20 protein-coding genes are annotated in these 20,340 nt (G+C 54.9%); 14 read left to right on the plus strand and 6 right to left on the minus strand.

What is annotated here, in order from left to right; translation table 11 throughout:
* From CUC53_RS05780 to CUC53_RS05800, 5 genes are all read left to right on the plus strand, one after another.
* Positions 1-890, plus strand: an 890-nt coding sequence (locus tag CUC53_RS05780; RefSeq protein ID WP_236757878.1) for a 3-hydroxyacyl-CoA dehydrogenase family protein, incomplete at its 5' end; no start/stop codon positions are given.
* Between the two features lie 21 nt (positions 891-911).
* Positions 912-2,075, plus strand: a complete 1,164-nt coding sequence (fadA, locus tag CUC53_RS05785; protein WP_100293272.1) for an acetyl-CoA C-acyltransferase FadA — start codon at positions 912-914, stop codon at positions 2,073-2,075.
* 261 nt (positions 2,076-2,336) lie between these two features.
* Complete coding sequence (locus tag CUC53_RS05790; RefSeq protein WP_167386694.1) at positions 2,337-3,059, plus strand: response regulator; 723 nt, start codon at positions 2,337-2,339, stop codon at positions 3,057-3,059.
* Entirely contained in the window at positions 3,056-4,489 is a 1,434-nt protein-coding gene (locus CUC53_RS05795) for an ATP-binding protein (RefSeq protein ID WP_167386695.1), read from the plus strand. Before CUC53_RS05790 ends, CUC53_RS05795 begins: the two co-directional genes overlap by 4 nt.
* Before the next feature lie 5 nt (positions 4,490-4,494).
* A complete protein-coding gene (locus tag CUC53_RS05800) occupies positions 4,495-5,733 on the plus strand; it encodes an ABC transporter substrate-binding protein (RefSeq protein WP_100293274.1) in 1,239 nt (412 codons plus the stop codon).
* 58 nt (positions 5,734-5,791) lie between these two features.
* Here CUC53_RS05800 and CUC53_RS05805 read toward each other — a convergent pair whose 3' ends face one another.
* Positions 5,792-5,983, minus strand: a complete 192-nt coding sequence (locus CUC53_RS05805; protein WP_100293275.1) for a hypothetical protein — start codon at positions 5,981-5,983, stop codon at positions 5,792-5,794.
* Between the two features lie 171 nt (positions 5,984-6,154).
* Here CUC53_RS05805 and tusA point away from each other — a divergent pair, with 171 nt between their 5' ends.
* Both tusA and CUC53_RS05815 read left to right on the plus strand, forming a co-directional pair.
* Positions 6,155-6,400 (plus strand): sulfurtransferase TusA, encoded by a 246-nt coding sequence (gene tusA / locus CUC53_RS05810; protein WP_100293276.1) that lies wholly within the window; start codon positions 6,155-6,157, stop codon positions 6,398-6,400.
* A gap of 20 nt (positions 6,401-6,420) precedes the next feature.
* Positions 6,421-6,768, plus strand: coding sequence for a RidA family protein (locus CUC53_RS05815; RefSeq protein WP_100293277.1), 348 nt, complete (start codon positions 6,421-6,423; stop codon positions 6,766-6,768).
* Between the two features lie 73 nt (positions 6,769-6,841).
* Here CUC53_RS05815 and CUC53_RS05820 read toward each other — a convergent pair whose 3' ends face one another.
* Together CUC53_RS05820 and CUC53_RS05825 are read right to left on the minus strand one after the other, a co-directional pair.
* Positions 6,842-7,498 (minus strand): OmpA family lipoprotein, encoded by a 657-nt coding sequence (locus CUC53_RS05820; protein WP_100293278.1) that lies wholly within the window; start codon positions 7,496-7,498, stop codon positions 6,842-6,844.
* 139 nt (positions 7,499-7,637) lie between these two features.
* Positions 7,638-8,210 carry a DNA-3-methyladenine glycosylase I gene (locus CUC53_RS05825; protein WP_100293279.1) on the minus strand — a complete coding sequence of 191 codons (573 nt, stop codon included), beginning with the start codon at positions 8,208-8,210 and terminating at the stop codon, positions 7,638-7,640.
* A 211-nt stretch (positions 8,211-8,421) separates the two neighbouring features.
* Between CUC53_RS05825 and glyQ the strand changes: the two genes are divergently transcribed.
* The 3 genes from glyQ (at position 8,422) to CUC53_RS05840 (ending at position 12,685) form a co-directional block, all read left to right on the plus strand.
* Entirely contained in the window at positions 8,422-9,366 is a 945-nt protein-coding gene (gene glyQ / locus CUC53_RS05830) for a glycine--tRNA ligase subunit alpha (protein WP_100293280.1), read from the plus strand.
* 9 nt (positions 9,367-9,375) lie between these two features.
* A complete protein-coding gene (gene glyS, locus CUC53_RS05835; protein WP_100293281.1) occupies positions 9,376-11,445 on the plus strand; it encodes a glycine--tRNA ligase subunit beta in 2,070 nt (689 codons plus the stop codon).
* A 283-nt stretch (positions 11,446-11,728) separates the two neighbouring features.
* Positions 11,729-12,685, plus strand: a complete 957-nt coding sequence (locus CUC53_RS05840) for an FRG domain-containing protein (RefSeq protein WP_100293282.1) — start codon at positions 11,729-11,731, stop codon at positions 12,683-12,685.
* 227 nt (positions 12,686-12,912) lie between these two features.
* On the opposite strand, the gene CUC53_RS05845 is transcribed toward CUC53_RS05840, so the two are convergent.
* Positions 12,913-13,053, minus strand: coding sequence for a hypothetical protein (locus CUC53_RS05845; protein WP_167386693.1), 141 nt, complete (start codon positions 13,051-13,053; stop codon positions 12,913-12,915).
* Positions 13,054-13,308: 255 nt separating this feature from the next.
* Between CUC53_RS05845 and CUC53_RS05850 the strand changes: the two genes are divergently transcribed.
* A complete protein-coding gene (locus tag CUC53_RS05850; RefSeq protein ID WP_100293284.1) occupies positions 13,309-13,935 on the plus strand; it encodes a lysoplasmalogenase in 627 nt (208 codons plus the stop codon).
* A 104-nt stretch (positions 13,936-14,039) separates the two neighbouring features.
* A complete protein-coding gene (locus CUC53_RS05855) occupies positions 14,040-14,354 on the plus strand; it encodes a putative signal transducing protein (RefSeq protein WP_100293285.1) in 315 nt (104 codons plus the stop codon).
* A 7-nt stretch (positions 14,355-14,361) separates the two neighbouring features.
* On the opposite strand, the gene CUC53_RS05860 is transcribed toward CUC53_RS05855, so the two are convergent.
* Complete coding sequence (locus CUC53_RS05860) at positions 14,362-15,645, minus strand: dicarboxylate/amino acid:cation symporter (RefSeq protein ID WP_100293312.1); 1,284 nt, start codon at positions 15,643-15,645, stop codon at positions 14,362-14,364.
* Positions 15,646-16,388: 743 nt separating this feature from the next.
* Here CUC53_RS05860 and argE point away from each other — a divergent pair.
* Together argE and CUC53_RS05870 are read left to right on the plus strand one after the other, a co-directional pair.
* The gene (gene argE / locus CUC53_RS05865) at positions 16,389-17,585 is read left to right on the plus strand and encodes an acetylornithine deacetylase (RefSeq protein ID WP_100293286.1); all 1,197 of its coding nucleotides are present in this window, start codon (positions 16,389-16,391) and stop codon (positions 17,583-17,585) included.
* A 71-nt stretch (positions 17,586-17,656) separates the two neighbouring features.
* On the plus strand, positions 17,657-18,955 hold the full coding sequence (locus CUC53_RS05870) for an MFS transporter (protein WP_100293287.1): 1,299 nt from the start codon (positions 17,657-17,659) through the stop codon (positions 18,953-18,955).
* Between the two features lie 160 nt (positions 18,956-19,115).
* Here CUC53_RS05870 and CUC53_RS05875 read toward each other — a convergent pair whose 3' ends face one another.
* Complete coding sequence (locus CUC53_RS05875; RefSeq protein WP_201796720.1) at positions 19,116-20,300, minus strand: BaiN/RdsA family NAD(P)/FAD-dependent oxidoreductase; 1,185 nt, start codon at positions 20,298-20,300, stop codon at positions 19,116-19,118.
* Positions 20,301-20,340: the final 40 nt, after the last annotated feature.

Below are 20,340 nucleotides of genomic sequence, written 5' to 3' on the forward strand. Positions count from 1 at the left end.
GTGACGACGCCGTGCTCGCCAGCAACACCTCCACCATTCCCATCTCCCTGCTGGCCAAGGGGCTGAAGCGCCCGCAGAACTTCTGCGGCATGCACTTCTTCAACCCGGTGCACCGCATGCCACTGGTGGAGATCATCCGCGGCGAGCAGACCTCCGATGAAACCATCAACCGCGTGGTGGCCTATGCCGCCGCCATGGGCAAGTCCCCGGTGGTGGTCAACGACTGCCCGGGCTTCTTCGTCAACCGGGTGCTGTTCCCCTACTTCTTCGGCTTCAACAAGCTGGTCGCCGATGGCGCCGACTTCGCCGCCGTCGACAAGGTGATGGAGAAAGAGTTCGGCTGGCCCATGGGCCCCGCCTACCTGCTGGACGTAGTCGGCATCGACACCGGTCACCATGCCGGTGACGTGATGGCGCAGGGCTTCCCGGCACGCATGAGCAAGGAAGGTCGCACTGCCATCGACGTGATGTACGAAGTGAACCGCTTCGGTCAGAAGAACAGCAAGGGCTTCTACGCCTACGAGCAGGACAAGAAGGGCAAGCCGAAGAAGGTGGCCGACGCAGCTAGCTACGAGCTGCTGGCCCCCATTGCCAAGCCGAAACAGGATTTCGACAAGGACGCCATCATCGCTCGCATGATGATCCCGATGATCAACGAGGTGGTGCTTTGCCTCGAAGAGGGCATCGTTGCCACGCCAGCCGAAGCCGACATTGCGCTGGTCTACGGGCTGGGTTTCCCCCCCTTCCGTGGTGGCGTGTTCCGTTATCTCGATACCATCGGGTTGGCCGCTTATGTGGCGCAAGCCGACCAGTATGCCGACTTGGGCCCGCTCTACCGCGTCAGCGACCGCTTGCGCGAGATGGCCGCCCAAGGCAACACCTTCTACTGATTGCCCAAAGGAGATCCATTGATGAAAGACGTAGTGATTGTCGACTGCATCCGGACCCCGATGGGCCGGTCCAAGGGCGGGGCCTTTCGCCACGTGCGGGCAGAAGATCTGTCGGCACACCTGATGACCTCCATCCTGCTGCGTAACCCCAAGCTCGACCCGAACGAGATTGAGGATATTTACTGGGGCTGCGTCCAGCAGACCTTAGAGCAGGGTTTCAACATTGCCCGCAACGCCGCGCTGCTGGCGGGTATTCCCAAGCAAGTGGGGGCGGTCACCGTCAACCGGCTGTGTGGTTCCTCCATGCAGGCGCTGCACGATGCGTCCCGCGCCATTCAAGTGGGCGATGGCGACATCTTCATCATCGGCGGCGTCGAGCACATGGGCCACGTACCGATGAATCATGGGGTAGACTTCCACCCCGGTATGGCCAAGTCGGTGGCCAAAGCCTCCGGCATGATGGGGCTGACTGCCGAGATGCTCGGCAAGCTACACGGCATTAGCCGGGCGCAGCAGGACGAATTTGCGGCCCGCTCCCACCGCCGCGCTTATGCTGCGACCGTGGCAGGGCGCTTTGCCAAGGAGATCGTCGGGCTGGAAGGCCATGACGCCAGCGGCGCCCGCTTCTTCTACGACTACGACGAAGTGATCCGCCCAGAGACCACGGTCGATGGCCTAAGCCAGTTACGGCCCGCCTTTGATCCGGTCAACGGCACCGTCACTGCTGGCAGCTCTTCAGCGCTGTCCGATGGCGCCGCCGCCATGCTGGTGATGAGCGCAGATCGCGCCAAGGCGCTCGGCCTCACGCCCCGCGCCAAGGTTCGGGCCATGGCCATCGCTGGCTGCGATGCCGCCATCATGGGTTACGGCCCAGTACCGGCGACCCAGAAGGCGCTCAAGCGGGCTGGCCTGACCGTTGGCGACATCGACCTGTTCGAGCTGAACGAGGCGTTTGCCGCCCAGTCGCTGCCCTGCGTGAAGGACCTCGGGCTACTCGATAAGCTGGAGGAGAAGGTCAACCTCAATGGCGGCGCCATTGCCCTCGGTCACCCGCTCGGCTGCTCCGGTGCACGCATCTCTACCACCCTCATCAATCTGATGGAGGAGCAGGATGCCACGCTGGGGGTGGCCACCATGTGTATCGGTCTGGGTCAGGGGATCGCCACCGTGTTTGAACGGGTCTAGACCCGACCCGCACGCGCAATGTGAACAAGTAGTGAGCTAGGTGAAATCGACCTAGTAGTGACTTACGGTGGTGGTGCCATCTTGCAACGCCACCGACTGGATCTGCGCGTTGGCCGCTCTCGCTTGAGGCGGCCTTTTTTTTGTTTTCAGTCAGTTAGCGTTAATGGCCGATCTTGGCCTGCACATTTGATAGGACGCTAACTTGCTTTTTGCGGTCCCGACAGGTTCAATCTGCACAAAAATGGGTGGATACACATACATATGTCAATGAGCAAACAGTTGCTGATCGTCGATGACGACCAAGAGATCCGCGAGCTGCTCAACGAGTACCTGACCCGAGCGGGCTTTGCAGTATTAACCGCAGCAGAAGGGGATGAGATGCGCCAGCAACTCGCCCTGCACAGTCCGGACCTGATTATTCTGGATATCATGATGCCCGGCGACGATGGGTTTACCCTCTGCCAACAGATCCGGCGTGACTCTCAAGTGCCCATCATCATGCTGACTGCCGCCTCCGACGAAGCCGATCGGGTGATCGGCCTTGAGCTGGGGGCCGATGACTATATCGCCAAGCCCTTCAGCCCCCGCGAGCTACTCGCCCGGATCAAAGCGCTGCTAAGGCGCGCCGAATTTCGCCAGCCAGAAAAAGAGAAGGAGCCGAGCCGCCGCCTGCGGTTTGCCGAGTGGACCCTCGACACCCTGAGCCACCAGCTCACCCGCGACGACGGCAGCCTGTTGGATCTCTCTGGCAGCGATGCCCAGTTGCTTGGCATGTTGTTGCAACAACCCGGGGTGGTACTGGATCGGGATACCATCTCCGATGCGACCCGTGGCCGCGAAAGCCTGCCGATGGAACGGGGGATCGACGTGCAGATCAGCCGACTACGCCAAAAACTGGGGGATAACGGCAAGAGCCCACGGATCATCAAAACCATTCGCGGCAGCGGTTACATGCTGATCGCCGAGGTACACGAGCTGCCATGAGCCACACCTGGTCGTGGCGGGCACTGCTGCCCCGCTCCCTGCTGTCACGGATGATCTTGCTGCTATTGCTGGCGATTTTGTTGTCGCAAACCATTTTGACCGGCATCTGGATGCAGCAGATCCAAAAGCGTGAGCTGGAAGGGATGCTCAGTACCTCCCGTAACTTGGCCATGTCGGCCGCGTCAACGGTCAGCTTCTTTAAGTCACTGCCACTGCAATATCGCCATATCGCGCTGGATCAGTTGCGCAATATGGGCGGCAGCCGCTTCTTCGTGTCGCTCAACGAGGATGAAATCCATATTCGGGCCATTCCCGACAGTGAGCGCAAAACGCTGGTGCTGCGGGAAGTGCAAAAAGTGCTAGCCGGTAAACTCTCCGATGCGATGACGATCAAAGTCGATTTTTCCCGGCCCGATGAGTTGCACGTCTTTAACAACGAGACCCTACTGGCTGACTTACCCTCCTCGTGGGCACGCTATGCCTTGTCGCTTGAGCCTCTTAATCCGCCAATTTTGGTGACGCAGATTGAGATCAAACCGGGAGAGTGGCTCTATCTGCCAGCGCCTTACATGACGCTGGATGACACCGTGATGCCAAGCAATCAGCTGCGTTTTATCGCCCTGATGACGGTGTTTCTCTGTTTCTTCACCTTTATGTTGGTGCGCTGGCAAACTCGGCCACTGCGCCGCCTCGCCAAGGCCGCCGTCAATTTAGGCAAAGATATCGATCAGCCTCCTCTCAAGGAAGAGGGGGCCTCGGAGATCGTGGCGGCAACCCGCGCCTTTAACATCATGCAACACCGCATTCGCCGTTATATCGATGATCGGGAGCGGCTGTTCAGCTCGATTTCCCACGATCTCAAAACCCCCATCACCCGGCTGCGGTTGCGGGTTGAACTGCTTGGTAATGAGCAGCAAATTGGCAAGTTCAACAAGGATCTCGACGAGCTAGAGCTGATGGTGAAAGGGGCGCTGCAGACGGTGAAAGAGACCGATATTCACGAGAATATCGAGCAAATCGACATCAATGCCCTGCTTGAACAGATGGCGGAGTCGCTCAATCTTCACGACCAACGGCTGACCATCGAAGGCCACTGCAAGTGGCCCTATCGTGGCAAGCTGCTGGCCCTCAAGCGCTGCATCGGCAATCTGTTCGATAACGGCATCCGCTATGGCCAACGGGTACGCGTCATCATCATGGATGACGCCGAGATCCTGACCCTGTTCATCATGGATGAGGGACCCGGCCTGCCCCCCGACCAGTTTGAACGGATCTTCGAACCCTATTATCGGCTCAGCACGGATCAAGCGGGCTCAGGCTTAGGTCTGGGGATCGCCCGCAACATCGCCCACGCCCACGGCGGCGATCTGGTGCTGGAAAATCGTCCGCAAGGTGGTTTGCAAGCCACGCTCTCGTTACCAAGGCAGTAAATGGTATGAAATGGTGTCTGTTGTCCCTTAGCGCGCTGCTCTCCCCTGCGGTGAGTGCGGCGCAGGTCGAGGTGCTCCATTGGTGGACCTCGGGTGGTGAGGCCCGTGCAGTGGAAGTGCTCAAGTCACAATGGGTGGCGCAAGGCAATCAGTGGAGCGATTTTGCCGTACAAGGGGGCGGCGGCAAGAGCGCCATGACGGTGCTGAAAAGTCGCGCGCTGGCCGCCAATCCGCCGGAGGCCGCCAACCTGAAGGGCTACGAGCTCAAAGAGTGGGCCGGATTGGGCTTTTTGCGCGATCTAACCCCCATGGCTGAGCAGCTTGGTTGGTATGATCAACTGCCACCAATGATCCGCGAGAGCCTGAGCCAACAGGGGGCCCTGATGGCGGTGCCCACCGGTATCCATCGGGTCAACTGGCTGTGGCTCAACCGCAAGGTATTCGAGCAGCAGCAGCTGACTCCGCCCGGCGACTGGGCCCAGTTTGTCACCATCGCCGAGCAGCTCAAGCGAGAGGGCATCACCCCGCTCGCCATCGGCAATGAGCCTTGGCAGCTCGCAGTGTTGTTTGAAGTGGTAGCGCTGGGGGAAGGGGGCAAGGCCTTTTACCGCAAGGCGTTTCTCGACCAAGAGAGCGCCACCCTGACTGGCCCCGACATGGTGCGGGTGCTGACTCGCTTCCAGCAGCTGCGCAGCTATGTGCCGCAAAAATATGCGGGGATGAAGTGGCATCAGGCAACCAATCTGCTGGAAAGTGGTGGGGCGGCGATGCAGCTGATGGGGGACTGGGTCAAAGGGGAGCTGAGCGCCGGTCACTATCGGCCGGGCGAAGACATCATCTGCCTGCCAAGCCCCGGCAGCCAAGGGCTGTTTAGCTACAACCTCGACTCCATCGCCCTGTTCAAACAGCGCGACCCGGCCCAGAACCATGCCCAAAACCAGCTGGTTAACCTGCTGATGACCCCGACATTCCAGCAGCAATTTAACCAAGCCAAAGGCTCGATCCCGGCGCTCATTAAGCTGGATATGAAGGGATTTGATCGGTGTGCTATTCGATCTCATCAAGATTTTTTACTGGCAGAACAGCAAGATAGTCTGTTACCCAGCATGGCCGAGGGGATGGCCGTGCCGACCAACATGCGCCAAGCGATCATGGATGTGCTCAGTAGCTTCTTTAACGACCCCAGCGCAGATCCGCAGCAGACTGCGCTGCACCTAGAGCGGGCCATGCGCTCGACCCGCTGATCGCCATCAATAACAAAGGCGGCATCATGCCGCCTTTGTTCGCTCCTGCCGGTGAGGGTCAGGATGGATCGTTTTCATCTTCATCATCATCGTAGCAATCGCTAAATTCGATCCAGACCCCTAATCCCACCATCACTAGGGTACCAAACCAAGTGCCGGTATTACCGATTGGACTCCCCATCACCATCATGGCGAAAGATAAAAAACCCATGCCTGCATAGGCTTGTAACCTGCTGTAAGAGACCTGCATATTCACACCTCCTTGTTGAATATGGTTCAATTTTTATATTACTCATAAGCAGCAAACTCGGTAGGAAAAGCGTGAATTTTAGTGAGATGTGCTGCCTTATCAGGGCTTTGTTTGATTATTTTTTAGCCCTGAGTATCATTGGCCGCCGAATAGCGTGAGGGTGGATAATAGATGAGTGATTTATTCTGCGGTGCAACCCATGAGCTCGATGCCATCGGCTTGCGCTGCCCAGAACCCGTGATGATGGTGCGTAAAAAAATCCGCCTGATTGGCGAAGGGGAGACCCTGTTGGTGCATGCCGATGATCCATCCACCACCCGCGATATTCCCAGTTTCTGCCGCTTTATGGATCACACCCTGATTGCCAGCGAGACAGACCAACTGCCCTACCGCTACCTGATCCGTAAGGGTCAGTAATCCCGAGCAACGGAGTTCCCATGCCCACTATTACCCGAATCGGCACCACCCAGCGTTGGTCTGATGTCGTCATCCACAACGGCACCCTCTACGTGGTGGAAGTGCCCGCGACCGATGAAGCGGATATTCACCAGCAAACCCGCGAAGTGCTGAGCAGCCTGCAACGCCTGCTAGAAGCCAATGGCTCCGGCGTCGACAAGATCCTGATGGCCAATATTTATCTCAAAGACATTGGCGACATCGCGGCGTTCAATGCCCTGTGGGATCAGTGGATTCCTACTGGCACCGCACCGGTGCGGGCCTGTGTGCAAGCGCGCCTCGCCCATGAAGGCTACAAGGTGGAAGTGCAGCTGACGGCTGCTGTTTAACTTAGCGCCCGCCGCAACCGAAAAGGCCCCGCCATTGCTGGCGGGGCCTTTTGCTACCTGAACCTCGGGCGACTTAGGCGGTCGGCGTCAGGGTAATGGTCACGCGGCGGTTCTGCGCCTTGCCCTCGGCGGTGCTGTTGCTGGCAACCGGCTGATCTGGGCCAACGCCCGTGGTGGCGATACGGCTACCGGCCACCCCGTGGCCAATCAGCTGGGCAGCGACGGAATCCGCCCGATCACGGGAGAGCTTCATGTTCAGGTCACGAGCACCAGTGCTGTCGGTGTGGCCAACCACGTTCAGGCGAGTTTTGTCGAACTCGGCCACCACCATGGCGACGCCAGAAAGGGTGTTGGCGCCAGCGGCTTTGAGCTGGGAACTGGCGCTATCGAAGGTAACGTTGTTGGGCATATTGAGGATCAGCTCGTCACCATTACGGGTGACGCTCACCCCAGTGCCTTCAAGCTTCTCGCGCAGCTTGGCTTCTTGCACGTCCATGTAGTAGCCGATACCGCCACCCAGCGCCGCCCCTGCGGCCACTCCAGTCAGAATCCCCTTTTTGCGATCCCCTTTGCTGGAGGAGAGCGCCCCGACCGCCGCCCCCGCAGCGGCGCCAGCCAGCACGCCCCACGCCCCTTTGGAGGTCTGGGATTCGCCAGTGTAGGGGTTAGTTGTACAGCCACTGAGGGCAACGGTCAGCGCCAACGCTGGCACCAAAATTTTGGCTCGCATGAAAAAACCTCTAGTAATCATCTAATCCGGCCCTATGCCGGGTGCCGAATTGTAACCTGCCTGCACGCCATTGCCTGACGCAAGCCTGAATTAACCGCGAGAGTGGTGTCTTTTTGCACAACTAACAGGAATGCCCCAATTAGCGCGGCAGCTGACACTCGCGGTGGCAAGGACAGCTGACCAGATGATCGTTCACCATTCCCACCGCCTGCATAAAGGCGTAACAGATGGTGCTGCCGACAAAGTTGAAGCCGAGCTTCTTGAGCGCCTTCGCCATGGCATCCGACTCCGCTGAGGTGGCCGGAATATCGCCGTTACCCTGGCGCTGGTTGACCATGGGGGCACCGCCGACAAAGCCCCACAGGTAATCGGCAAAGTCGATGCCCTGCTGCTGCAACGCCAGATAAGCGCGGGCATTTCTGATGATCGACTGCACCTTGAGTCGGTTGCGGATAATGCCGCTGTCCTGCATCAATCTATCCACATCCTGCTCGTCGAACTGGGCAATCTGCACCGGATCAAAGTCGGCATAGGCGCGGTAATAGCTGTCAGTGCGCTTCAAGATGGTGATCCACGACAGCCCCGCCTGCTGGCCGTCGAGGCAGAGCTTGGCAAACAGCTCGCGGGCGTCATAGACCGGCCGGCCCCACTGCTGGTCATGGTACTGAATATATTCTGGGTCTTTGGTTACCCAGGCGCAGCGCAGTTCCATCCTACGTATCTCCGGTGATTAGGTTGATACCCGAGCGGCTCATGGCGCTGGGCAACGTGGCGCGTAAAGCGCCAATATCGACGGCGTAACGGGGCTCAATCTCATGAATCCCCTGCAATTTCGCCTATTATCCGACCATGCCAGACGGTATACTCCCTCGGTTCACATTCAGCAAATCTTGCTCTGATTTTCACTTCGCGCGAAAAAAATTATGCAAAAATTCGATGTCAAAACCTTTCAGGGCCTGATCCTGCAGCTGCAGGACTATTGGTCCCGCCAGGGCTGTACCATCATTCAGCCGCTGGATATGGAAGTGGGTGCCGGTACGTCCCACCCCATGACCTGCTTACGCGCGCTGGGCCCAGAGCCCATCGCCTGCGCCTACGTGCAACCGTCCCGCCGTCCGACTGACGGCCGCTACGGTGAAAACCCGAACCGCCTGCAGCACTACTACCAGTTCCAGGTGATCATCAAGCCTTCCCCCGACAACATTCAGGAACTCTATCTGGGCTCCCTGAAAGAGCTGGGCATGGATCCTGAAATCCATGACATCCGCTTCGTGGAAGACAACTGGGAAAACCCGACACTGGGTGCCTGGGGTCTGGGTTGGGAAGTGTGGCTGAACGGCATGGAAGTGACCCAGTTCACCTACTTCCAGCAGGTTGGCGGCCTCGAGTGCAAGCCGGTCACCGGCGAGATCACCTACGGTCTCGAGCGTCTGGCCATGTACATTCAGGGCGTAGACAGCGTCTACGATCTGGTCTGGTCTGACGGCCCGCTGGGCAAGACCACCTACGGCGACGTGTTCCACCAGAACGAAGTGGAGCAATCCACCTACAACTTCGAACACGCCGATGTGGAGTTCCTGTTCCACTGCTTCGAGCAGTACGAGAAGGAAGCCCAGAACCTGCTGGCACTGGAAAAACCGCTGCCGCTGCCTGCCTACGAGCGCATCCTCAAAGCCGCTCACTCCTTCAACCTGCTGGATGCCCGCAAGGCCATCTCGGTCACCGAGCGTCAGCGCTACATCCTGCGCATTCGCACCCTGACCAAGGCGGTGGCGGAAGCCTACTACGCCTCCCGCGAAGCGCTGGGCTTCCCGATGTGCCAGCGCAGCGACGAAGAGCGTCAGCGCAGTGAGAACAAGCAAGGTTAAGGAACGGACATGGCACAACATACATTTCTGGTAGAGATCGGTACTGCTGAGCTGCCGCCCAAAGCCCTGCGCTCCCTGGCCGAAGCCTTTGCCGACAACCTCAAAAGCGAACTGAGCAAGGCCGATCTGGCCTTCGGCGACGTCGAGTGGTTTGCTTCACCGCGCCGTCTGGCGCTGAAGGTGCACGAGCTGGCTGGCGAACAGCCGAGCAAGAGCGTCGAGAAGCGCGGCCCAGCCGTGGCGCAGGCGTTCGATGCCGATGGCAAGCCGACCAAGGCTGCCGAAGGCTGGGCCCGTGGCAACGGCATCACCGTTGAGCAGGCAGAACGTCTGGTTACCGACAAGGGCGAGTGGCTGGTTCACACCGCCAAGGTCGAAGGCCGTCCGGCCGTCGACCTGCTGGGCGAACTGGTTGCTGCTGCACTGGCCAAGCTGCCCATCCCGAAAATGATGCGCTGGGGCGACAAGACCATCCAGTTCGTGCGTCCGGTGTTCACCGTGACCCTGCTGCTGGATGGCGAGCTGGTTCCCGCCACCATTCTGGGTATCGACTCTGCCCGCACCATTCGCGGTCACCGCTTTATGGGCGAGAGCGAGTTCACCATCGACAACGCCAGCCAGTACCCGCAGATCCTGCTGGAAAAAGGCAAAGTGGTTGCCGACTTTATGGTGCGCAAGGCCAAGATCAAGGCTGACGCCGAAGCGGCCGCTGCCGCCTTCGGTGGCGTTGCCGATCTGGATGACGCTCTGCTCGAAGAAGTGACCGCATTGGTCGAGTGGCCGGTGGTGCTGACCGCCAACTTCGAAGAGAAGTTCCTGGCCGTTCCCGCTGAAGCGCTGGTTCACACCATGAAGGGTGACCAGAAGTACTTCCCGGTCTACGACAAGAACGGCAAGCTGCTGCCGAAGTTCATCTTCGTCACCAACATCGAGTCCAAAGACCCGAGCCAGATCATCAGCGGCAACGAGAAGGTGGTTCGCCCCCGTCTCTCTGACGCCGAGTTCTTCTTCAAGACCGACCTCAAGCAGACTCTGGCCTCCCGCCTGCCGCGCCTTGAAACCGTGCTGTTCCAGCAACAGCTTGGCACCGTCAAGGCCAAGGTCGAGCGTATCGAGACCGTCGCCGGCTTTATCGCCGAGCGCATCGGTGCCAACGTGGCTCAGGCCAAGCGTGCCGGCCTGCTCTCCAAGTGCGATCTGATGACCAACATGGTCGGCGAGTTCACCGACACCCAGGGTGTCATGGGGATGCACTACGCCCGTCACGATGGCGAAGACGAAGCAGTGGCCGTGGCCCTCAACGAGCAGTACATGCCGCGCTTTGCCGGTGATGCCCTGCCGTCCGGTCTGGTGGCCTGCGCCGTCGCGCTGGCCGACAAGTTCGACACCCTGGCCGGTATCTTCGGCATCGGCATGCTGCCCAAGGGTGACAAAGACCCGTTCGCCCTGCGTCGCGCCGCCATCGGTGCCCTGCGCATCATGACCGAGAAGCAGCTGGATCTGGATCTGGTTGAACTGGTTGAAGAAGCGGTACGCGTCTACGGCGACAAGCTGACCAACAAAACCGTCGTTACCGACGTGGTCGACTTTATGCTGGGCCGCTTCCGCGCCGCCTATCAGGACGAAGGCATCGGTGCCGACGTGGTGCTGGCCGTACTGGCCCGCCGCCCGACCCGTCCGCTCGACTTCGACCGTCGCGTCAAGGCCGTCAGCCACTTCCGCACGCTGGATGCCGCACTGGCACTGGCTGCCGCCAACAAGCGCGTGAGCAACATTCTGGCCAAGGTCGAAGGCGAACTGCCGACTGCCGTCAAACCGGAACTGCTGGTCGATGCTGCCGAGAAGGCGCTGGCCACCCAGGTTGCCGAACTGCAAGGCGAACTGGCCCCGCTGTTCGCTGCCGGTGACTATCAGGCCGCCCTCACCCGTCTGGCCGCCCTGCGCGAGCCGGTCGATACCTTCTTCAACGAAGTGATGGTGATGGCCGACGACGAAGCCCTCAAGGCCAACCGCCTGGCGCTGCTGAACAACCTGCGCAACCTGTTCCTGCAAGTCGCGGATATCTCCCTGCTGCAGTAATTACGGTTTGTTAGCAACATCTCAAAACGGCGCCTTAAGGCGCCGTTTTTTATTATATGGATACACGAAATAGGGTGTGTAAGTTCTTATCGGCATATATGAATAACGGCAATATGACTGAAAATAAAGTAAAATCCACAACTTCCTTTTAGAAGGACACAAAAATAATCTAATGTCATAATTAATAAAATTAAAGTTACATCACATATTTAATTAAAATTTTTGATATGAATAAAAGACTATAGTAGTATTTTTCTCAACTCATTATTTTATATGGGAATGTATGAAAATAAATAACCAAACCAATCCGATTGAAATTAAATGTGTTGCAGACGCAATATGGCTAGCGACTTCAGAAAAATCACACAACTCTAAAAATTGGTGGTTTAGGGGGCACTCTAACTCAAGTCATAAGCTTATCCCAAGTCTATTCCGCCCCGTCAATGGTAATTACTATGATGAAAATAAACTAATCAGTGAATTTGTTAGAATTCATCCAGAAGCTAGAGAACGCCACACCGATACATTAGAGCTTTTGACATATGCACAACATTACGGATTACCAACAAGACTTCTTGATTGGACAGAAAACGTATTAGTTGCTCTATATTTTGCTTGTTCTGGAGATAAAGATATCGATGGGCGACTATTCTTCTTACCAGATTACATAGAGGATATATATTCCTTTGATTATTACAACTTTAATTTCGGCGAAATACTAACAAGAGAATTGATATTACTCAATGATGCTGATGATTTAAGAGAACTTTTCATTAAAGTTTTCAATATAATAGATGAACGTAATATTAGCTTCATTCGAAATCAGATAGCAATAAATAACAAGCCACTTGAGCAGCTATTGACACCTCAAGGTAACTTCCGCGGACAGCCCATAAATGTAGGCTTCGATTTAATTTTCAATGAGCTTCGTGGTGGTACAAACTACAGAATAAAACATGCAGGCTTCATGTATTCACCTAAACGTTTAAATAAAAGACTAATAACCCAACAAGGCTGTTTCACCTGTCACACTGGAAAAATACTAGCGAACAGACAATACATTAACATAAATGATGAGTTTGATAAAATGTCTCGCTCTTTTGTTATACCTAAAAAATTCAAAGACAAAATATTAAAAGAGCTTTCCTTCTGTGGGATCTATGAGGCGTCATTATTTCCTGAGTTGGAGTATCAAACAAAATATATTAAAAACTATTCACTTTTCGATACAAAATGGTAGAGCTCGTAGGTTCGATTAGCCATCAGGCGTAATCGGACGTTCGCGTACAGGACTGAAGATGGGACTCCCACCGATCTGTAGTAGCATAGTGAGTGTGGCCACGAAACTGCGCAAGGAGCTTGCGATTGGACAGAAAGTGGCTACGGCAGGACGGGTATGGGTCGGTCGATTATCACTGCTATTGAAGCTATGACGTCACATACCCTAAGTGTTTGTGCAGATAAATTTTACTCGGTTCTTTCCTGCTCTTGCAGCTTGCTTAAGGTCTCTTGCTCAAGAGGGTTCAGCCCTAATTGCTCACAAGCTTGCTCAAAATTTATCCCTAAGTGACACATCATGATATCAATCGCGGGCAGATAATTTTTCATTGTTTCCTCCATAGCACACCTCCAGATTATTCCCTTATGCATCAATAAGGGGCAACTACGCAATTAGACTTTAGATGTAGAGCACCACGTCATTACGTCACTATTTCATGCTCGACTCGGTCAACGTGAGTAGTACGCCGACACGGTGTTTATCGCTGCGGGAGGCAGGTGCAAAACACTGACACCAAGTAGCCTAATTTGTTAGGCTGCTTATGCCTCAGAATGAACGCCGGTTGAATAAGAGGAAGGTAGGGGATGCTGTTAAGCTTTTTGATCATTGCCTCAGGCTGGTGGCATGTTCGTGTAGCACACAGATCAAACATGCCACATTTTGGCCTGAGTAAGCCATTGACCATGTTGCTTATTATCGCATTGGCGTTTGGCTATCAAGGGTATGACCACGATGGTTCACACGCTTGGATTTTACTTGGCCTGTGCCTTTCACTGGCTGGCGATGTGCTGCTGATGTTACCGCACCAGCGCACGATGCAGGGCGCTGCTGCTTTTCTAGTTGCCCATCTTTGCTATATTGTCGGTTTCGCACAGGGCCCTTTGCTGCTGAATCTATTGGATGCACTGTTACTGCTGGTCGTCGCGGGCGCTTTATTTGGTTTACTGTGGGGTAAACTGGGGATTGTCCGGATCCCAGTGTTTCTCTACATATTAACCATTATCGCTATGGTGTGGGTTGCCGCTGGAACATGGCATGCATCGTTGACGGCAGGTAGCGCCGCTATATTCGTAGGGTCGCTACTGTTTCTTTGTTCCAACAGCATCCTTGCGCTCTACTATTTTCGCCAGCCGTTTCCCTATGCCAAAGCGTGGGCTACCAGTAGTTATTTTGCCGCTCAATTTTTAATTGCGGCCTCTCTGGCAGCATAACGGTCAGCGTCATAGTGATAGAACACTGATTGCTTGTGATGAGACTTTTGCTCATTTTGCAGGGTTTCATTTTTTGTGGTTTTTATCCTGATTAAGGGGCTGGCATGGATAACTGGATCAATCTCTATAGAGCATCACACACCCTTGAGGCCCACGCGCTGAAAGGGGCGCTCGAAGTCGAAGGCGTTGCCGTGCGGCTTAATGGCGATGGGTTATCCGGAGCGCTGGGAGAGCTGCCGGTAGATTTACTTCAAGTAACGCTACTTGTTCGGGCAGAGGATCGCAGTAAAGCGGGCCGGGTCATCGAGCGCTATCAACAGCGGCAAGGTAATGGTTGGTTATGTGGACAATGCGGGGAAGAGAATGGCGCTATCTTCGAAGTTTGTTGGTGCTGCCATCACGACCCTCACGATAATTAAATTCGACTCAGCGCACGGTAAAATCAATGTCCTCGCCTGCACTTACGTCGCTATACACCACGACATCGAGCCCTTTTTCACTTTGCGCGACTAATACAGAAACCACGATGTCACCGGACACATTAACCGTCGTGCGTGCCATATCAAGCAGCCTGTCGATCCCGGCAAGCAATGCCACCCCTTCTAATGGAATGCCTACCGCCGCCAAGGTCAGGGATAACAACAGGAGCCCAGCTCCTGGTGTTCCTACAGTCCCTATGCTGGCTAAGGTGGCAATGATAACAATGGTGACGTAATCCCCGAACTGCAGATCAACCCCAAACGCTTGTGCAACGAATAATGCAGCAACACCTTGGTAGAGCGCCGTGCCATCCATATTAAAAACGGCACCAATCGCTAACACCTTTTCAGTGATCACATGGCATACCCCCAGCCGTCTTTCCGCGCAGGCGAGACAAGTGGGTAACGTCGTCATGCTAGAGCTACTAGTAAAGGCGACTGCCTGTGCATCAACGATGCTTTTGAAATAATGGATCGGATTTAAGCGCGCTAAGAGCAAGAGCATGAGCGTGTAAACACCAAAAACATGGAGTATGCAGCCAAGATAGAGGACACCGATCACTTTGAGTAATGGCAGCAGGAGTTCAAGCCCATGGATACTGACCATCCACGCCATCAGGGCGCAGACACCATAGGGTGCTAGTACCATGATCATTTGGAGCAGCTTGAACATGCCTTCTGCCAGTGAGGCAAAAAATAAAATCGCAGGCCGGCCACGACGACCACTGGCATTAAGAGAAAACGCCAACGCAATCGCAAAGATGATGATGGGTAGTATCTTATCCCCAGCAATGCTCCAGTTTTGGCTAGCTAGCGCGCGTGAGGCATCTTCATCGATTAACATAGCTGGGGCCAACGGTGTGGGCTGCTGATAAGCCCCCAAACCGGCACCACTCCCCGGCTCCAATAGCCAGCCCATCATCAAGCCAATACCGATAGCCAACGCGGTGGATAGCAGATATAGCCCAATGGCTTTACCCCCGACCCTATCTAGCTTCTTACTTTTCAGTAGTGACGTAGTACCCGTAATGATCGAGCAAAATACCAGCGGAATCATTAATCCCTGAATTGCACTGACAAAGTAAATGCCGATAGGCCTAACCCATTGCGCTTGCTCACCAAAGGTCAGCCCAACACCGATGCCCACTGACATACCTAACAATGTCTTGAGCCAGAGCGGGCGGCAAGTCCAGAGGCGACAGAGCCTGATAAGCAGTCCTTGGGATAGCATGACATCCATGTCCTTGTAATTACCTAAGAGGTACATCCTCACGGCGTTAACGAGCAGCGGGGCTTGTTAGCAGATTAACGATAAAGTCCCATCGCGCACTAGCACTAGGCCTTGGTAAAGCGCCCATTCCCTGCATTCATCGCAACCTGCTGAGGTCATTCAATCCTAAAAAACTCAGCAGGCTGCTGGTATTTTTAACGCACAACGCGCTATATGAAAACAGTTTACATTTGCGACACATCATTCATCGCGGGGAGCAAGCCGCCCAAACAACGCGCCTAAGCCCCCACGACGAACCGACGAATATATGCTCTGTCGACCTTTGTCCAAGATACTTTAGCGGCCAACGCTGGGCCTCACGCCGAGTAACATCTTTTAGCCCAACATACGGGAGGATCGGCCAGCATCGGTTTTACTGTTGCATCACCGTAACGACGAACATCATCAGGCAAGGGAAATCTTGGGACATCCACCCTTGGTAGCCTTTCAGTCGCGCCGCTAGCACTCAGATGGGTGTCCCAGAATCTCCTTTGGTTGATCGTTACGTGACTGAGCACCCTAAAATGACCAATAAATCAACAAACAAAAAAGAGCTCGCATGGAACACAATTTGTAAGCGTCACTTCTCAGCTCAATGAAAAACCAGATATTTCAGTTAGTTGGCAGTGGTATGATCCCACATTCGAGTATGTTACAGAGTGACCACTAACAACGGGTCTGCCACCCATCATTAAGGAAGGAATATGCCTGATCAATTAGGGAACACGGTAACGCCAAGCACCGCCACTCTCGACTGGGTCAAGAAACTGATTGAGATTGATACCACCAGCAGAGAATCCAACCTTGGCTTAATCGAGATGGTGCGTGATGCCCTGCAAGCACAAGGGGTAACCAGCCACCTCACCTTTAACGCCGAGCGCAATAAAGCCAACTTGTTTGCGACCTTGCCAGCAGCAGATGGCCGAACTCAGGGTGGGATCGTGTTGTCAGGTCATACCGATGTCGTACCGGTTGACGGGCAACAGTGGAGTAGCGACCCATTCAAGCCAGTCGTGCGTAACGAGCGGTTATACGGGCGTGGCACATGCGATATGAAAGGGTTTATCGGCACCGCGCTGGCACTGCTCCCCCACACCTTGGCTCAGACCTTACAGCAGCCCATCCACCTTGCCTTTTCATATGATGAAGAGGTGGGCTGTTTGGGTGCCCCGCACATGCTTGCTGATTTGCAACGACGTGGTCTCCAACCTGCCGCGTGTGTTGTCGGCGAACCCACATCAATGCAAGTGGTGGTCGCCCATAAAGGTGTCAACGCCTTCCGTTGTCATGTGCACGGCCATGCTGCGCATTCGTCATTAACCCCAACAGGTTTAAATGCCATTGAGTACGCCGCAAAGTTGATCTGCTTTATTCGAGAGTTGGCGAATGAAATGCGTGCGCAAGGGCCGTTTGATCAGGCATTTGATGTCCCTTTCACAACCGCCCAAGTCAGCCAAATTCGAGGCGGCGTAGCGATCAATACCGTGCCTGACTACTGCACATTTGATTTTGAATATCGCAACTTGCCCACGGTACAAGCCCAGTCAATTTATGCACGCATTCACGCGTATGCTCACCAAGAGCTGTTGCCGCTGATGAAAGCAGAGCATGAATCGGCACATATTATGTTAGAAACCTTGGCGCAGGCCCCGTCACTGGAAGCCTCGGAACAAGCGGCAATCACCCAACTGGCTCGTGCCTTAACGCGCCATCACGATATCCGAAAAGTCGCTTATGCGACCGAGGCGGGACAATTTCAAGCACTCGGCATCCCGACGATTGTGTGCGGTCCCGGCGATATTATGCAGGCGCATCGCCCTGACGAATTTGTCAGCCTAGAGCAACTCGCCCGTTGTGAGCAATTTTTAAAACAACTAATACAAAGCCAAACTATTGGATAAGCCGCTTACCCAATATTTATCACGGTATCAGCGAAGGCTTTTTTATATTATTAATTTATTTGGATGATCATATGCAGCCCCAACACACCTCAACCGCCCCCCCTCAAACCCCGTGGAAAGTCATTACTGCCGCGTCAATTGGTAATGCCTTGGAATGGTTTGATTTAGTGGTTTACGCCTCGTTTGCCACGATTATTGGCAAATTATTTTTCCCTTCTGAAAATGACTATGTGGCGTTATTAACGGTCTTTTTAACCTTTGGCTTGTCCTATATCGTGCGGCCTTTAGGCGGCATAGTATTGGGCATCTATTCAGATCGCCACGGCCGCAAAGCCGGCATGACGTTATCCATTGCGTTAATGACCGTGGGTACATTTATGATCGCATTCATGCCAACCTTTGCGCAAATAGGGGTATATGCCACCGCAGGGATTGTGATTGCCCGCTTAATTCAAGGCTTTTCGGCTGGCGGCGAGTTTGGCAGTTCAACCGCTTATTTAGCCGAACAGAATCGTAAGCGTCGTGGTTTTTTTGCCAGTTGGCAAATTGCCAGCCAAGGCTTAACCGTGGTGCTAGCCTCAGCATTTGGCGCGGTCTTGACGTCACAATTAACCCCAGAACAATTAGAAAGTTGGGGCTGGCGCATTCCTTTTATCTTTGGTTTAAGCATTGGCCCAGTCGCTTATTACATTCGTACTCACCTGCATGAATCCAGTGAATTTACTGCGGAAAAAGTCGAAGATAATCCATTAGTCAGCACCGTTAAAAACCAAAAATCACAAGTGCTGATCGCCCTCGGGTTAGTGGTGTTAGCAACAGTTTCAAACTATTTAATTTTATATATGCCGACGTATGCGAAACGGGAATTAGCCATCCCGCAAGAGCTGGCCTTTATTGCCACCCTTGTTACCGGCAGTTTGCAATTTATTTTCTCACCCATTTTTGGTCATCTATCAGATCGTATTGGTCGTTTAAAAATCATGACCACCGCTGCCTTTTTATTCTTGATATTAGGTTATCCGATGTTTGCTTGGCTAACCTATTCGCCCCAATTTTCAACCTTGCTGATGGTTCAAAGCGCCATGGGGATTTTACTCGCAGCCTATTTTGGTTGTTTGCCGGCATTGATGACCGAATTGTTTCCTGCCCAAGTGCGAACCACTGGGATGGCGCTGAGTTACAATTTATCAGTGACATTTTTTGGTAGTTTTGCGCTAGTGATTATTACTTGGTTAATTCAAGTCACAGGCAGCAAACTCGCCCCCAGCTTTTATTGGATGTTTGCGGCGACGATTAGCCTAAGCACCCTGCTGGTGTTGGCCAGAATATTACGCAAACGGCCTGAAATGCTCAGACACATGTCGACGTAACCCCATCCCTTATTCAGGGAAAAGATATTTCGTGGTCAAGGTTGGGCTGAGCAACGCGAAGCCCAACCTTCGAGATATAACACTGCAGGTAATAAAGTGGGTGTCCCAGAATTTCCAGAATGTTGGTGCCCCAAGCGACTCACGTTATGGCACTGCACCGCTAGCAATATTGCCCCGCCACCCAGCCAGAGGACCAGGCCCACTGGAAGTTGTAGCCGCCGAGCCAGCCGGTCACATCCACCACTTCGCCGATGAAGTAGAGACCCGCCACCTTGCGCGCCGCCATGGTCTTGGAGGAGAGCTCGTTGGTATCGACGCCCCCTAAGGTCACTTCAGCAGTGCGATAGCCCTCGGTGCCGTTGGGCAGGATCTGCCAGTCACCCAGCAGGTTGGCCACCGCCTCCAGCTCCCGCTCGTTGTATTGGCGCATCGGCTTGCTGACCAGCTGACCCAGCTCCACCAGCTTGTCGACGAAGCGCTTGGGCAGCTCGCGCCCCAGCACGGTTTTCAGCTCCTGCGCCGGGTGCGCCTGTGCCCACTCACGCAGGGCGGCCGGAATATCCAGCTCCGGCAGCAGGTTGATGTGGATCTTCTCACCGGCATGCCAGTAGGAGGAGACCTGCAGGATAACGGGACCGGAGAGGCCGCGATGGGTGAACAGCATCGCCTCCTTGAAACGAGTGCCATCCTCGGCGGTCACCGCCACCGGCAGACTGATGCCCGCCAGATCGGCGAACGCCTCTTTCTCCGCCTGATGGAGGGTAAAGGGCACCAGCCCTGCGCGGGTCGGCAGCACCTTGAGACCGAACTGCTCCGCCAGCTTGAAGCCATAAGGGGTAGCCCCCAGCTTGGGCATGGAGAGGCCGCCGGTCGCCACCACCAGCGAGTGGCAGCTGATCTCACCCTTGCTGGTGGTCAGCACGAAGCCCTCGTCCTGTTTGCTGACGGTGAGGATCTCGGTCTGGAACTGCAGGGTCACCCCAGCCCAATCGCACTCAGTGAGCAGCACATCGACGATCTCCTTGGCGCTTTCGCGGCAGAACAACTGCCCGAGGGTGCGCTCGTGATAGTTGACCCCGTGGCGATCCACCAGATCGATGAAGTCCTGCTGGGTGTAGCGGGCCAGCGCCGACTTGCTGAAGTGGGGATTCTCCGACAGGTAGGCGTGAGCGCCCGCCTGATGGTTGGTGAAGTTGCAGCGACCACCGCCACTGATGAGGATCTTGCGGCCCGGCTTCTTGGCGTTGTCGAGCACTAGCACGGAGCGGCCACGGTAGCCTGCCTGCGCCGCACACATCAAGCCAGCCGCACCAGCTCCAATCACCACCACATCGACCTGCTTCATCATCACTCACTTATCAAAAGAAAAACGGCACTTGGCCAGA

Source organism: Aeromonas cavernicola (genome assembly GCF_002795305.1).
In the GTDB taxonomy this organism is placed as follows: Bacteria; Pseudomonadota; Gammaproteobacteria; order Enterobacterales; family Aeromonadaceae; genus Aeromonas; species Aeromonas cavernicola.